General features: G+C 53.0%; 14 protein-coding genes. 7 read left to right on the top strand and 7 right to left on the bottom strand.

The window, feature by feature from the left end; translation table 11 throughout:
- Positions 1-99: 99 nt before the first annotated feature.
- Positions 100-1566, bottom strand: a complete 1467-nt coding sequence (locus tag AC5JPW_RS18655) for a mannitol dehydrogenase family protein (RefSeq protein WP_494242615.1) — start codon at positions 1564-1566, stop codon at positions 100-102.
- 205 nt (positions 1567-1771) lie between these two features.
- Between AC5JPW_RS18655 and uxuA the strand changes: the two genes are divergently transcribed.
- Positions 1772-2962, top strand: a complete 1191-nt coding sequence (gene uxuA, locus AC5JPW_RS18650) for a mannonate dehydratase (protein ID WP_494242614.1) — start codon at positions 1772-1774, stop codon at positions 2960-2962.
- A gap of 39 nt (positions 2963-3001) precedes the next feature.
- Here the strand turns inward: uxuA and yeiP are convergent, their stop codons facing one another.
- Positions 3002-3574: an elongation factor P-like protein YeiP gene (yeiP, locus tag AC5JPW_RS18645; RefSeq protein ID WP_437430955.1), complete on the bottom strand. Its 573-nt coding sequence runs from the start codon at positions 3572-3574 to the stop codon at positions 3002-3004.
- 146 nt (positions 3575-3720) lie between these two features.
- On the opposite strand from yeiP, the gene AC5JPW_RS18640 reads away from it, so the two are divergent.
- Entirely contained in the window at positions 3721-3975 is a 255-nt protein-coding gene (locus tag AC5JPW_RS18640; RefSeq protein WP_494243865.1) for a YkgJ family cysteine cluster protein, read from the top strand.
- On the opposite strand, the gene AC5JPW_RS18635 is transcribed toward AC5JPW_RS18640, so the two are convergent.
- Together AC5JPW_RS18635 and AC5JPW_RS18630 are read right to left on the bottom strand one after the other, a co-directional pair.
- Positions 3935-5032 (bottom strand): bifunctional transcriptional activator/DNA repair enzyme AdaA, encoded by a 1098-nt coding sequence (locus tag AC5JPW_RS18635; protein WP_494242613.1) that lies wholly within the window; start codon positions 5030-5032, stop codon positions 3935-3937. The two genes, AC5JPW_RS18640 and AC5JPW_RS18635, sit on opposite strands and share 41 nt — an antisense overlap.
- Entirely contained in the window at positions 5019-5798 is a 780-nt protein-coding gene (locus tag AC5JPW_RS18630) for an isocitrate lyase/PEP mutase family protein (protein ID WP_494242612.1), read from the bottom strand. The genes AC5JPW_RS18635 and AC5JPW_RS18630 overlap by 14 nt, the downstream gene beginning before the upstream one ends.
- Before the next feature lie 398 nt (positions 5799-6196).
- On the opposite strand from AC5JPW_RS18630, the gene fruB reads away from it, so the two are divergent.
- From fruB to fruA, 3 genes are read left to right on the top strand one after another with little or no spacing between them, the layout of a single operon-like run.
- Positions 6197-7327 (top strand): fused PTS fructose transporter subunit IIA/HPr protein, encoded by a 1131-nt coding sequence (gene fruB, locus AC5JPW_RS18625; protein WP_494242611.1) that lies wholly within the window; start codon positions 6197-6199, stop codon positions 7325-7327.
- Entirely contained in the window at positions 7327-8265 is a 939-nt protein-coding gene (gene fruK / locus AC5JPW_RS18620; RefSeq protein WP_437888780.1) for a 1-phosphofructokinase, read from the top strand. Before fruB ends, fruK begins: the two co-directional genes overlap by 1 nt.
- Before the next feature lie 15 nt (positions 8266-8280).
- Positions 8281-9969 (top strand): PTS fructose transporter subunit IIBC, encoded by a 1689-nt coding sequence (fruA, locus tag AC5JPW_RS18615; protein ID WP_494242610.1) that lies wholly within the window; start codon positions 8281-8283, stop codon positions 9967-9969.
- Between the two features lie 72 nt (positions 9970-10041).
- Here fruA and AC5JPW_RS18610 read toward each other — a convergent pair whose 3' ends face one another.
- Positions 10042-10740: a transcriptional regulator YeiL gene (locus AC5JPW_RS18610; protein WP_494242609.1), complete on the bottom strand. Its 699-nt coding sequence runs from the start codon at positions 10738-10740 to the stop codon at positions 10042-10044.
- A gap of 128 nt (positions 10741-10868) precedes the next feature.
- Here AC5JPW_RS18610 and rihB point away from each other — a divergent pair, with 128 nt between their 5' ends.
- Positions 10869-11801 carry a ribosylpyrimidine nucleosidase gene (gene rihB / locus AC5JPW_RS18605; protein WP_494242608.1) on the top strand — a complete coding sequence of 311 codons (933 nt, stop codon included), beginning with the start codon at positions 10869-10871 and terminating at the stop codon, positions 11799-11801.
- 124 nt (positions 11802-11925) lie between these two features.
- On the top strand, positions 11926-13176 hold the full coding sequence (locus tag AC5JPW_RS18600; RefSeq protein WP_494242607.1) for a NupC/NupG family nucleoside CNT transporter: 1251 nt from the start codon (positions 11926-11928) through the stop codon (positions 13174-13176).
- Between the two features lie 32 nt (positions 13177-13208).
- Here the strand turns inward: AC5JPW_RS18600 and AC5JPW_RS18595 are convergent, their stop codons facing one another.
- Both AC5JPW_RS18595 and nfo read right to left on the bottom strand, forming a co-directional pair.
- On the bottom strand, positions 13209-14303 hold the full coding sequence (locus AC5JPW_RS18595; protein WP_494242606.1) for a sugar kinase: 1095 nt from the start codon (positions 14301-14303) through the stop codon (positions 13209-13211).
- The gene (gene nfo / locus AC5JPW_RS18590; protein ID WP_494242605.1) at positions 14304-15161 is read right to left on the bottom strand and encodes a deoxyribonuclease IV; all 858 of its coding nucleotides are present in this window, start codon (positions 15159-15161) and stop codon (positions 14304-14306) included.
- Between the last annotated feature and the right edge of the window lie 64 nt (positions 15162-15225).

Raw genomic sequence — 15225 nt, 5'->3', positions numbered from 1 at the left:
ACGCATGAAATGGGTGCGACAATCCTGGCGAAAAAGTACAAGAAAGAGAAGGGCGGGAGTGGCGAAAGAGATGCCCACTCCGTTTAATCGCAGAAAATGTTAAGAATTAACGGCCTCACGGACAGCCACATGGGCGCCGTTTTTTACCAGTTTTTGCCAGGCAGATTCGATAGCATTCACAAACACAGTGTTGGCAGCAAGATCGGTACCAAAGATCTCGCTCAGTGACAGCAAAGCCACCACGCGCTGATTTTCACTGCTGGTTTCAACGATACCGTGAATTTTTTCGGCCAGCGGGTCACGCACGTCAATGTCGTTTCCGGCATCGTCAGCGCCGCTGACATAGCGCATCCAGCCTGCCACTCCCAATGCCAGTAATGACCAGTCACTACCACGCTGAAGATGAATGCGGATGCTTTCCAGCATACGCTGCGGGAGTTTTTGACTGCCATCCATCGCGATTTGCCAGGTACGATGTTTCAGTGCCGGATTAGCAAAACGGTCAAGCAAACTTTCAGCATAAGCGTTTAAATCCACACCGCTGATGCCCAGGGTTGGAGCCTGCTCATTCAGCATCAGCTTGCCTGCGGCAGCACGGTAATCGGCATCCTGCATGCAATCCGAAATATGGGCAAATCCGGCCAGATAGCCGAGATAAGCGAGGAAAGAGTGGCTGCCATTGAGCATGCGTAATTTCATCTCTTCCCACGGGCGAACATCCTGCACCAGTTGTACGCCGGCAACCTCCCATTCAGGGCGCCCGGCAACAAAATCATCTTCCACTACCCACTGGATGTAAGGTTCGCAACTGATCGCCACCGGGTCAGCCACGCCCAGTACCGCCGTAATTTCTGCCAGCGACTCGTCGGTGGCGGCGGGTACGATACGGTCCACCATGGTGGATGGAAAGCGGACATGCTGGTTAATCCAGTCGGCCAGTTCTGCCGATCGTGTTTGAGCCATCCCTAGCACCGCATGTTTCACAACGTGGCCATTGTCCGGAATATTATCGCATGAGAGCACGGTGAAAGCGGGAAGACCGCGTTCGCGACGACGCGACAACGCCTCAACCAGGATACCGGGCGCGGAGTGTGGCTCGGTAGGGTGTTCAAGGTCATGGGCGATACGCGACTGGCTCAGATCCAGTTTGCCGGTCGCCGGATCGATGCAATACCCTTTTTCGGTGATGGTCAGCGACACAATCGCCACCTGAGGTTCGCAAAATTTCTCAATAATGGCGGCCAGTGTATCCAGTTTTGCGTTCAGGCATTCATTGATCACGCCAATGATTCGAGCCTCATTTCCCGCTGCACCTTTTTCCAGCACCGTATAGAGATGATCCTGTTCACGCAGTTGCGCCATCAAAAGATCGCCGCTGAACAAACTGATCTCGCAAATCCCCCAGTCGCCTCCCTTTGCGTTCAAAACGCGGTCGGTCAACAGAGCCTGGTGGGCACGATGAAAGGCACCAAAGCCAAAGTGAACAATGCGAGAGCGTAGGGAATGACGATCGTACTGAGGGCGTTGTACCGTATCCGGTAACGTTGCTGTGGCAATGGTCTGCATAAAATGACACCTGATTAACCAATAATTAACAATATGCAGTGTAAAGTTATATGACAGCAAATTGAATTGGTGTGCCTTAAATATCCGGGGAATGTGAGCTGGATCAATCATTGTTGGTGCGGGCTTTGATCTGTTTTGTGAAACATGTATGGTAGTCGTCATTAACTGTTCTGTATTGGTATAACAACTTTTAGAGGGTGAGGCGATGGAACAAACCTGGCGTTGGTACGGACCGAACGATCCGGTGTCTTTAGATGATGTGCGTCAGGCTGGCGCAACAGGCGTGGTGACCGCGCTTCATCACATTCCAAATGGTCAGGTCTGGCCGGTTGATGAGATTAAAAAACGCCAGGCGCTGTTGGCCGAAAAAGGGCTGGTCTGGTCGGTAGTGGAAAGTATTCCGGTTCACGAAGAGATCAAAACCCATACGGGTCAGTTTGACACCTGGATTGCTAACTACCAGCAAAGCATTCGTAACCTGGCTGAATGTGGCATCGATACCGTCTGCTATAACTTCATGCCGATTCTCGACTGGACGCGTACCGATCTGGAGTATCAGTTGCCGGATGGTTCCAAAGCACTGCGTTTTGACCAGGTAGCCTTCGCCGCATTTGAACTCTACATCCTTAAACGTGAAGGTGCTGAGGCGGATTACAGCGAAGAAGAGCAACATCAGGCGCAGGCCTGTTTTGAAGCGATGACTGCCGCCGAAATTGAAAAGCTGACGCGCAACATCATCGCAGGTCTGCCGGGTGCGGAAGAGGGTTATACGCTGGAGCAGTTCCATGCGCGCCTTGCCGAATACGATGGCATCGATAAAGCACAGCTGCGCGAAAACATGGCGTATTTCCTGCGTGCAATTGTACCGGTTGCGGAAGCCTGCGGGTTACGTCTGGCGGTTCACCCGGACGATCCACCGCGTCCTATCCTTGGCCTGCCGCGCATTGTCTCCACGCTGGAAGATATGCAGTGGCTGAAAGAGGCGGTTAACAGCATCAATAACGGCTTCACCATGTGCACCGGCTCCTATGGCGTGCGTGCTGACAACGACCTGGTGCTGATGATCGAAACCTTTGGCGATCGCATTCACTTTACCCATTTGCGCTCAACCTGCCGTGAAGCAAACCCGAAAACCTTCCATGAGGCGGCACATCTGGGCGGTGACGTGAATATGGTGGCGGTGGTTGATGCGATTCTCAGCGAAGAGCAGCGCCGTAAAAAAGCCGGCGACCTGCGTCCGATTCCGTTCCGACCAGATCACGGGCACCAGATGCTGGATGACCTGCGCAAGAAAACCAACCCGGGCTATTCGGCAATCGGGCGTCTGAAAGGGATGGCGGAAGTGCGCGGTGTTGAGCTGGCGCTGAAGATGACCAAATATCCTGAACTGCTGTAACAGAAAAAGAAAACCCGGCAAAAGCCGGGTTTTTTGTTTTTAGTCTGCGCGACCCATATAACGTTTTTCTTCGATATGGATGCGGATTTTCTCGCCAGCAGACAGGTATTCAGGGACCTGTACAACCAGACCGGTGGTCAGGGTTGCCGGTTTGTTGCGCGCACTGGCGGAAGCCCCTTTGATGCCCGGTGCAGTATCAACAATTTCCAGATCGACGGTCTGCGGCAATTCCAGTGCCAGCAACTGACCATCCCAGGTCAGAACCTGCATGTCCGGCATGCCGCCTTCAGGAATAAACTGCAGCTCTTCTTCAATCTGGTCTTTGGTGAAGATGTACGGGGTGTAATCTTCTTTATCCATGAACACGTATTCGTTGCCGTCGATGTAGGAGAAATCGACATAACGACGGGTCAGGGTCACGGTATCAACGATATCATCACCTTTAAAACGCTCTTCCACTTTCAGCCCGGTACGGACGTCAGCAAAACGCATTTTGTACAGTGTCGCAGCACCACGGGCGCTCGGTGCCTGAATATCAATATCTTTTACAATCAGCAGTTTGCCGTTGTAATTCAGCACCATACCTTTTTTAATCTCGTTCGCTCTTGGCATCGCGTAAATCCTGTGAATTTAAAATAGAGAAAATATCGCGACAAATTACTCGCGAGGGCCTTTGCAGGCAAGTGGAATCGCTGAGTTTTGCGTTTGAGAGGCTAAAGATGGTAGTTTGGCGGCCAATCTACCTGAGAGTTGTCATTATGGAATGCCGCCCGGATTGCGGGGCCTGTTGTATCGCCCCCTCTATATCAAGCCCGATCCCCGGGATGCCGCAGGGCAAACCGGCCAATACGCGCTGTGTTCAACTGGCGGACGACTTTAAATGCAAGATTTTCACTTCACCACTGCGTCCGAAAGTCTGTTCCGGTTTACAGCCCAGCCGCGAGATGTGTTTTAGTCACCGGGACGATGCCATCACTTATCTGATTGCGCTGGAAGCGGCAACGGCACCCTAGCGGTTTGTTGCTGTCTCACCTTTTCTTCGTGCTCTAGCAGCCATTTTTTTCGTGCAACGCCGCCGCCATATCCACCTAACGCCCCATTCTTGCCGATGATTCGATGGCAGGGAATGATAATGGCAATACGGTTCGCACCTGTTGCATTCGCTACGGCGCGAACGGCGTCGGGGCGCTCCATCTTTTCTGCCAGCATGGCGTAAGGTTCGGTCTTGCCACATTCAACGGCCGGCAGCGTTTGCCAGACGGTTTGCTGAAAGACAGAGCCTGGGGTATCCAGCGGCACTGTGAAATGCGTACGCGTGCCAAGAAAATACTCGTCGATCTCTTTGATGGCCTGCCGGGTGTGTGCATTCTCTCCGGCAAGGATCCTGGCCTTACAGAGTCGCTGAAGATCGCCGAACTCGGTTTCCAGCATTTTTCGGTCGGTAAACTCCAGCAGGCAGATGCCTTTATCGGTCGCGCAGACAAACATCGGCCCCAGCGGCGTGGTGAAACGCTGGATCAGGATAACGCTCGCTAAATCGGTGGGCGCAGCGCCGGTCAGCTTTTTGAAGGTATAACCAAAGCCGCTCAGGGAGTCGTAGCCACTGTCGAAAGCGGTTTCTGTGGCCTTACGTCCGGATTTCAGCGACTGCATGGCTTCATTGACCCGCAGCATGCGCTGGTATGCCTGAAACGTCATGCCGTGATGCTTGCGAAACCATCGACGCAGCGCCTCGGGGCTTATCTGGTGTTCACGCAGGACGTCATCGCTGATTTTTGTTTGTGGGTTGCTGCGCAGTAAGGCCAGCGCCCTTTCAACATCCGGCGGTGCAGTGCAGGCATTTTCCGTTGGGCGGCACACTTTGCAGGGGCGAAAACCTGCATCAATGGCAGACTTCATATCGGAATAAAACAGCACATTTTCCCGCTTTGGTTTACGCGCACGACAGGTGGCGATGCAAAATACGCCGGTCGTTTTGACCCCCACGAAAAAAATCCCCGCATAGTCTGAAGCGCGCGCAATCAGTGCCTGGTACCAGGTATTACAAACCGCGTCGTCATTCATCAGCATGGGCAAATACCGCCTTAAAGGATTGGTTTGCCAGAATAGAGGAAAACAGCCGTTGCGACGATGCCTGGCATTGTTGATGAATAAAACTACCCATTGAGATGCGTTTAACGCCCAGAGATGTGAGCGTGCTGAAGTCGGGAAGGGCAGGCATGCACATAACGTTCAGCGGGAGCGGGACGGCGTCAACAACCGCGGAAATATCGCCCGGCTGTGTAATGCAGGGGACAAACAGGCCGTCAGCACCGTGCGCTGCGTACAGCAATCCTCTGGCGAGGGTGTTTTCACGCGCATCCTCAAGACTCAGTAAAAAGCTATCGGTACGTGCATTAATGAACAGGGCAAGGTGATTCTGGTCGAGTTGCTGACGGCAGGCGCGTAAAAGCCGGGCAAACTCCGTTGCGTCTCTCAGGGTGCGCTGCCCGTGCTGAACCAGACTGTCTTCCAGATTGATACCGGCAACGCCAAGTTCAGCAAGCGCAAGCACGTTACCCACAATCTCCTCGGTGCTCTTTGCGTAGCCATACTCCATGTCGACAGTGAGAGGGAGGCTGCAACATGCGCGCAGCCGTTTAACCAGATAAAGCAGTTCCTGGAATGAGAGCCCCTCTCCGTCTCCGTCAGCATAGCCGTACATGTCGGCAATCGCCGCACTCGATGTCCCCACAGCCGTGAAACCTGCATGCTGTGCGGCTTTCACGCTGGTCACGTCCCAGACATTCGCAATAAGTAAGGGGGTAGATTGGGTATGCATATCGGTGAAGTTCATTCTGCTGTTCCTTAGTGAAGTGAGGCCATGACGTTATAAACAAGGCGTATCCCTCACAACCGAAAATCGGACAAGTATTTTTTGTTTTGTCCCTTTCTGGCTCACTTATGGTGTCATCATTTCGAACTATTCTTTTAACGTCAGCAGAAAGCTGACGTTTGCTGAACGAATGCCCTAAAAGAGGTCAGCGTTGTTCAGCAGAAAATTTCCACCAGAGTAAGAAATGTGCTGTAGATCTTAATTTTGCAATCAAATTTGAGACTTTTCTTGATTGCTGAAGCATTAAGGTCAAGACTCCGTGAAACGTTTCAGCGTCATCTTGCTTTCAACACATTTCAGGGTGGCGCATTATTTCTCAAGTTAGCTGAAACGATTCAGTTCAGCAGGAGAGGATTTACATGTTCCAGTTATCCGTTCAGGACATCCATCCGGGCCAGCAGGCCGGGAATAAAGAAGAGGCGATTCGCCAGATTGCAGCCGCGCTGACCGAAGCAGGCAATGTAGCCGGTGGCTATGTTGAAGGCATGCTGGCACGCGAGCAGCAGACCTCTACCTTCCTTGGCAATGGCATTGCCATTCCACACGGTACCACCGATACCCGCGATCAGGTGCTGAAAACCGGTGTGAAAGTGTTCCAGTTCCCGCAGGGCATTCTGTGGGGCGAGGGTCAGGTGGCCTATGTAGCAATCGGTATTGCCGCGAGTTCCGATGAACACCTGGGTCTGCTGCGTCAGCTGACTCACGTCCTGAGCGATGATTCTGTTTCTGCACAACTGCAGTCAGCCACCACCGCTGAAGAGCTGCGTGCGTTGCTGATGGGTGAACAACAGAGCGCCACGCTGAAGCTGGATAACGACACTCTGTCTCTTGAGGTTGCTGCCAGTGACCTGATTACGCTACAGGCACTGAATGCCGCTCGCCTGAAAGAAGCCGGCGCGGTCGATGCTGTGTACGTCGCGCGTTCTATTAACGAACAACCGCTGAATCTGGGTCAGGGCATCTGGCTGAACGACAGCGCGCAAGGCAACGTGCAGAGTGCCATCGCGGTCAGCCGTGCGGCAACGCCGTTCACTGCTGACGGTGAATCCGTTGCGCTACTGGTAAGCGTTGCGATGGCCGATGACCAGCCGATTGCGGTGCTCAAACGCCTGAGCGACCTGCTGCTGGCGAAAAAAGCTGACCGTCTGCACACCGCTGATGCGGCTACCTTGCTGGCCCTGCTGACCAGCGATGATGCTATTGCCGACGATCTGCTGACTGCTGAATACGTCGTCCGCAACGAACACGGTCTGCATGCCCGTCCAGGTACCATGCTGGTCAACACCATTAAACAGTTTAACAGCGAAGTGACCGTGACCAACCTTGATGGTTCCGGTAAACCTGCCAACGGCCGCAGCCTGATGAAAGTGGTTGCACTGGGTGTGAAGAAAGGCCATCGCCTGCGCTTCACTGCACAGGGTGAAGATGCTGAACTTGCGCTGAAAGCGATTGGTGATGCTATCGCAGCCGGTCTTGGGGAGGGCGCGTAATGAGCAGACGTGTTGCCACCATTACCCTGAATCCCGCCTATGACCTGGTGGGCTATACCCCGGAAATCGAACGTGGTGAAGTGAACCTGGTTCGCACCACTGGCCTGCATGCTGCCGGTAAAGGCATTAACGTCGCCAAAGTGCTGAAAGACTTAGGCATCGACGTCACTGTGGGCGGCTTCCTCGGCAAAGATAACCAGGACGGTTTCCAGCAGTTGTTCAGCGAACTGGGAATTGCTAACCGTTTCCAGGTGGTCCAGGGCCGTACCCGTATCAACGTGAAACTGACCGAGAAAGACAGTGAAGTGACCGATTTCAACTTCTCTGGCTTTGAAGTGACCCCGGCAGACTGGGAACGCTTTGTGGCTGATTCCCTGAGCTGGTTAGGTCAGTTCGACATGGTGTGTGTGAGCGGTAGCCTGCCGTCAGGCGTCAGCCCGGAAGCCTTTACTGACTGGATGACTCGCCTGCGCAGCCAGTGCCCATGCATTATTTTTGACAGCAGCCGTGACGCGCTGGTCGCAGGCCTGAAAGCCGCGCCGTGGCTGGTGAAACCGAACCGCCGTGAACTTGAAATTTGGGCGGGACGTAAATTACCGGATCTGCAGGATGTTATCGAAGCGGCGCATGCGCTTCGTGAGCAAGGCATTGCCCATGTGGTTATTTCACTGGGCGCGGAAGGGGCGTTGTGGGTTAACGCTTCTGGCGAATGGATCGCCAAACCGCCGTCAATGGAAGTGGTAAGCACCGTTGGCGCAGGGGATTCGATGGTTGGCGGTCTGATCTATGGTCTGTTGATGCGAGAGTCCAGTGAACATACGTTGCGCCTGGCCACTGCGGTTGCAGCACTGGCAGTCAGTCAGAGCAACGTTGGTATTACCGATCGTACCCAGTTAGCCGCGATGATGGCGCGTGTTGACTTAAAACCCTTTAACTAACAGCAGGAGAGCATAATGAAAACGCTGCTGATAATTGATTCTGAACTTGGTCAAGCTCGCGCATATATGGCAAAAAGCCTGTTAGGCGCGGCTGCACAAAAAGCGAATTTGCAGTTTATCGACAACCCTGGCGAAGCGGAACTGGCTATCGTTTTGGGTTCACGCGTGCCGTCCGACAGCGCGCTGACGGGTAAAAAAGTCTGGCTGGGCGATATCAATCGCGCAGTGGCTCACCCGGAACTGTTTTTGAGCGAAGCTAAAAATCACGCTTCACTCTACACTGCCCCGGCTGCGGCACCTGCTGCTGTCTCCACGGGTCCGAAGCGTATTGTGGCGGTCACCGCCTGCCCGACGGGTGTTGCGCATACGTTTATGGCTGCTGAAGCCATTGAAACCGAAGCGAAAAAACGTGGCTGGTGGGTGAAGGTTGAAACCCGTGGCTCCGTGGGCGCTGGCAATGCCATCACCCCGGAAGAAGTGGCTGAAGCTGACCTGGTGATTGTGGCCGCAGACATCGAAGTGGATCTGGCGAAATTCGCCGGTAAACCGATGTACCGCACCACCACGGGCCTGGCACTGAAGAAAACAGCCCAGGAACTGGATAAAGCACAAGCTGAAGCCAAACCTTACCAGCCGAGCGGCAACGCCCAGGCGGCAAGTGGTGAAGGCAAGAAAGAGAGTGCGGGCGCATACCGTCACCTGTTGACCGGTGTGTCTTATATGCTGCCAATGGTGGTTGCGGGTGGTCTGTTAATCGCACTCTCCTTCGCCTTTGGTATTGAAGCGTTCAAAGTTGATGGCACGCTGCCTGCCGCGCTGATGAAAATCGGTGGCGGTTCTGCTTTCGCCCTGATGGTTCCGGTACTGGCAGGCTTTATCGCCTTCTCCATTGCTGACCGTCCTGGCCTGACGCCGGGTCTGATCGGCGGTATGTTGGCCGTGAGCACCGGTTCTGGCTTTATCGGCGGTATCATTGCAGGCTTCCTTGCCGGTTACCTGGCAAAAGCCATCAGCAAAGGTCTGAAGCTGCCGCCAAGCATGGAAGCGCTGAAGCCAATCCTGATCATTCCGCTGGTCTCAAGCCTGGTCGTTGGCCTGGCGATGATCTACCTGATTGGTACTCCGGTTGCGAAGATCCTCGCTGGCCTGACTGCCTGGCTGCAAACGATGGGTACGGCTAACGCCGTCCTGCTGGGCGCAATCCTCGGCGGCATGATGTGTACCGACATGGGTGGTCCGGTCAACAAAGCGGCATACGCATTTGGCGTGGGCTTGCTGAGTACCCAGACTTACGCACCGATGGCCGCCATCATGGCAGCCGGCATGGTGCCACCGCTGGCGATGGGCCTGGCAACGATTGTTGCGCGTAAGAAATTCGACAAAGGTCAGCAGGAAGGGGGCAAAGCCGCACTGGTTCTCGGTCTGTGCTTTATCTCTGAAGGTGCGATTCCGTTCGCCGCCCGTGACCCGATGCGCGTTCTGCCTTGCTGTATCGCAGGTGGTGCAGTGACCGGTGCTATCTCGATGGCGATTGGCGCAAAACTGATGGCACCACACGGTGGTCTGTTCGTTCTGCTTATCCCGGGTGCAATCACCCCGGTACTGGGTTACCTCTTCGCTATCATCGCGGGTACCCTGCTGGCAGGTCTGGTCTACGCGTTCCTGAAACGTCCGGAAACCGAAGCCGTTGCCAAAGCAGCCTAATCCATTCTCTGAATGACAAAGGGCCGGGAAACCGGCCTTTTTTTATCTGTATGAATTCTCTTCCTGCTTCTATCAATGTAGTAACTCACTAAATTTATTATCAGGATCCATTTCCCGCGCCAGGGCGGTAATCGCCTGTTTGTTGCGCAGGAGATAGCCCGACTTTTGCTTCACCAGCAATCCTTCCTGCGTAAACTGCGCTATCACATACAACAGGTGGCGATAAGAGACACCCATGTATTCCGCGGCCTGTGTGTGTTTTTCATGGTAAACATCACCGTGTTGGGTCAGCAAAATAAAGGCGGCCAGCCGATTTGCCAGAGGGAACGACTGGTTCTGCGTTAACGAAACGATGTTGCGGTAATTTTTATGGCTCAGAGCGACGCAGAGATAACGCAGAAACACCACGTCATTTAACAGCAGTGTCCGAAACGTTTTCATCGGTAATGCCAGACACCAGCACTCCTCAATGGCCTGTACTGCGCGTGGCTCATGATTGAGGTCCACGAGTTCAATTTCGCCGATAAAACAAGGCGCACCGAAAAAATCAATCAGCGACACCCGACCATTAGGCAAGGTGGCATAGAGCTTGGCTCGCCCGCGCGCCAGATAGAACAGGTACGCCGGTTGATGGCCTTCTCTGATAATAAAATCCCCGGCCATCACATGAAACAGACGGGTTTCGCCGATGACGTCTGCGCTAAAGCGTTCTCTGTAGCCAGAATGCCGAATAAGCCGCTGTTTTAGTTCGTCATTTTGGATTTCTTTCACAATGGCTTCCCGGTGTGAGATTTCTCATATTTAGCATAGGTTTTCTGTTGTTATGCTTCAATCATCGACCTGATTTAGTTTTCTTTGACGAAGCGAAAATAACCTAACAGCAACAGAGGAAATAAAAAATGGAAAGAAGAAAGATTATCCTGGATTGCGATCCTGGTCATGATGATGCTATTGCTATGATGATGGCAGCAAAACATCCGGCAATAGATTTACTGGGTATTACTATTGTTGCAGGCAATCAAACGCTGGATAAAACACTGATCAATGGATTAAACGTATGTCAGAAGTTAGGTATTAATGTTCCCGTTTATGCCGGTATGCCTCAGCCTATTATGCGCCAGCAAATTGTCGCCGATAATATTCACGGTGAAACAGGGTTAGATGGTCCTGTATTTGAACCTCTCACTCGTCAGGCAGAAAATACTCATGCCGTGAAGTATATTATCGATACGCTATTAGCAAGTGAAGGGGATATTACTCTGGTGCCTGTTGGGCCACTGACCAATATTGCCGTAGCTATGCGTATGCAGCCCGCCATTGTGCCTAAAATTCGCGAAATTGTGTTGATGGGAGGCGCGTATGGGACCGGGAATTTTACCCCGTCAGCTGAGTTTAATATTTATGCCGATCCGGAAGCGGCGCGGGTCGTTTTCACCTCCGGCGTCCCGTTGGTGATGATGGGGCTTGATTTGACCAACCAGACCGTATGTACGGCGGATGTCATTGCCCGGATGGAAAAAGCAGGCGGCCCGGCAGGGCAGTTATTCAGCGATATCATGAACTTTACGCTGAAAACGCAGTTCGAGAATTACGGACTGGCAGGCGGCCCGGTGCACGATGCAACCTGTATCGGTTATCTTATCAATCCGCAGGGCATCAAAACCCAGGACATGTACGTTGAGATCGATGTCAACAGCGGCCCATGTTACGGACGCACCGTGTGTGATGAACTGGGGGTATTAGGCAAACCGGCCAATGCCAAAGTTGGGATCAGCATCGACACCAAATGGTTCTGGGATTTAACCGAAGAGTGCGTGCGGATGTATATGTGACTTGCTGAATCTTTATTATCGCTTTTCGTATTAAAAATCTTACTCTGACCTGTATTCATGGGCAGTATGCTGTCGCCCATATCAATATCAGTCATACCAAAAATAAAATATAGAGATAATCATTATGGATATAATGAGAAGTGTTCTGGGTATGGTGGTATTACTGGCGATAGCATTTCTGCTGTCAGTAAATAAAAGATCTATTAGCTTGAGAACGGTAGGTGCTGCATTAGGGCTGCAGATTATCATCGGCGGTATTATGCTCTACTTTCCTCCGGGCAAATGGCTGGCGGAGCAGGCGGCTTTGGGTATTCATAAAGTCATGACCTACAGTGATGCCGGTAGCGCATTTATATTTGGCTCGCTGGTGGGGCCGAAGATGGATGCGGTGTTTGATGGTGCCGGTTTTGTTTTTGCCTTTCGTGTATTGCCCGCCATTATCTTTATTACTGCCCTGGTGAGCTTACTGTATTACATCGGCGTCATGGGATTCCTGATTCGGATCCTCGGCGGCATTTTTCAGAAAGCATTGAACATCAGCAAAATTGAGTCCTTCGTGGCGGTTACGACTATCTTCCTCGGTCAAAACGAGATCCCGGCGATCGTTAAACCCTTTATGGATAAGCTCAACCGCAATGAACTTTTTACCGCTATATGCAGTGGCATGGCCTCTATTGCCGGTTCAACGATGATTGGTTACGCCGGTCTGGGTGTGCCCATCGACTACCTGCTTGCGGCATCATTAATGGCGATTCCAGGCGGGATTCTGTTCGCGCGTTTATTGAGTCCGGCAACGGAAGCGACGCAAGTCACCTTCGATAATCTCTCATTCACCGAAACACCGCCGAAGAGTTTCATTGAAGCGGCGGCGAGCGGCGCAATGGCAGGGCTAAAAATTGCAGCAGGTGTGGCAACTGTGGTGATGGCCTTTGTGGCGATCATTGCCATGCTGAACGGCATTATTGGCGGTATTGGGGGCTTGTTTGGTTATGGGCAGGCATCGCTCGAAGGGATCTTTGGCTATGCACTGGCACCTCTTGCCTGGCTGATGGGCGTGGACTGGGGAAATGCGACGCTTGCCGGGAGCCTGATCGGGCAGAAGCTGGCTATCAACGAGTTTGTGGCGTATCTCCACTTTTCGCCGTATCTGCAAGCGGCAGGGACGCTGGACGTGAAAACCATCGCCATCATCTCTTTTGCACTGTGCGGTTTTGCGAACTTCGGGTCGATTGGGGTGGTGGTGGGCGCATTTTCTGCCATCGCCCCACAGCGTGCGCCGGAAATTGCCCAACTTGGTCTGCGGGCGCTGGCAGCGGCAACACTCTCTAATCTGATGAGTGCTACCATTGCCGGGTTTTTTATTGGGTTGGCGTAGAACGATACTGCCAGAGTGAAAACAGGACTGCTTCAGGCCAGTGAGGCCTGAAGCAGGGAAAGCGCATTTTCGGCAGAAAGGGCCGGATTGTTGACGCTGACGCTGGCGCGAGAAATTGCGGCACAGGCCATCGCGAAATGGGCGCATTCCATAAAATTCCCCCCATCCATAAAGCTGTACACCAGCCCTGCCATAAAAGCATCGTCTGCACCAAAACGATCGACCGCCAGATGATCCGGTGAGTTAAGCAGATGTTGTTCACCGTCATGCTTGCTGCAAAATACGGATTCATCGTCCAGGCAGACAAAAATACGTTGAACGCCCTGTTCGTGCAGTGATTTCAGCGCGGCAAATTTGTCGGCTTCACGGCGGATCGGCTGACCCCAAAGAATCTGCAACTCTTTGAGCGTCGGTTTCAGCGTGTGGATGCGGGAAAGCCAGGGGCGAATTTTGTCTGCTTTAAATTCAGAGACGGTGTCTACAAAGACCGGCAGATGGCCCGCCATGGTGAAAATCCACTCCAGGGCTTCTTCCGTCAGATTGCAGTCGGCCATGACGACGCCCGCATGCAGCACCAAATCCCGCGAATTATTCAGCAGCTGCGGCGTCAGTTGCTGCAAAATCTGGGTGTCGTTGATGGCCAGTACCGTCTCTTCCAGTGGATTAGCAACCGACAGATAGGTCGAGGTGTTGTGTCCATGCAGACGAAGACAGTTTTGCACGTTCACCCCGGCAAGCCGGGTCTGTTCCAGCAGCGTTTCACCGTAGAAATCATCGCCCACCGCAGAAATCAAATGCACGTCGCGCCCAAGCAGCGCAAGATTGTGGGCCACATTGCGCGCCACGCCACCCGCTGAACACTGAATGGTGCCAGGATTGGAAGCGGACTGGGGATAGTGAATATCCGCCGAGCCACGGATATCCATATTAATCGCGCCAAAAGCAACGCAATAATCTTGTTCGGTGAGAATGTAACCTTTGCCTTTAATAAGCCCTTTGCGCATTAAATCCATGATATGAGCGGCAACACGCGAACGGCTTATTTGCAAAATTTCGCCGATTTCATTTTGCTGAATCAGCGGGTTACTGCGCAGAATTTTAAGTATCTGCTTTTCCCTATCATTCATTTACGCGGCGGCCTCTTGGTTTTGCTGCGCTTTCAACCAGGCAATTTCTTCTGCCCAGATATCCGGGTTAATGGTTTCCAGAACCAGTGGAATACCGTCAAAACGGTTGTCCTGCATGATCCAGCGAAACGCGTCATGACCTATGTTGCCTTCGCCCAGGCTATGGTGGCGGTCAACACGGCTGGCAAACTGGCTTTTCGCGTCGTTGAGATGCATCCCACGCAGATACTTAAAGCCCACCACGCGGTCGAATTCAGCAAACACATCCGCTGTGGCTTCCGCACTGCGCAAATCATACCCGGCCGCAAAGGCGTGGCAGGTATCAATGCAGACGCCCACACGGGATTTGTCTTCCACGCCATCAATGATAGCCGCCAGATGCTCAAAGCGAAAACCGAGGTTGCTGCCCTGGCCTGCCGTGTTTTCAATCACCGCCGTCACGCCTTTGGTTTTATCCAGCACGATGTTGAGGGACTCGGCGATCCGCGCCAGACACTCCTCTTCGCTGATTTGCAGCAGATGGCTGCCGGGATGGAAGTTCAGCAGGGTCAGCCCCAGTTGTTCACAGCGCTGCATCTCATCGAGAAATGCCTCGCGGGACTTTTCCAGCGCCTCTTCGACCGGATGGCCGAGGTTAATCAGGTAGCTGTCGTGCGGCAGGATCTGCCCAGACTGATAACGGTATTTTTCGCAGGCGGCTTTGAAATCATCAATCACTTCGGTGGTGAGCGGGGCCGCCCGCCACTGACGCTGATTTTTAGTGAACAGGGCAAATGCGGTGGCGCCAATTTCATCAGCACGGATTGCGGCATTCGCAAGGCCGCCAGCAGCGCTGACATGCGCTCCAATGTATTTCATGAAAAACTCCTGTTAAACCCGCCAGGGGAAAGCAATCCTTTATCATAGCGGGTTAACAGGTGTG

Source organism: Phytobacter sp. (genome assembly GCF_059074235.1).
Note: the sequence above shows the minus strand (reverse complement) of the source record. Positions and strands in the feature narration are given on the sequence as shown.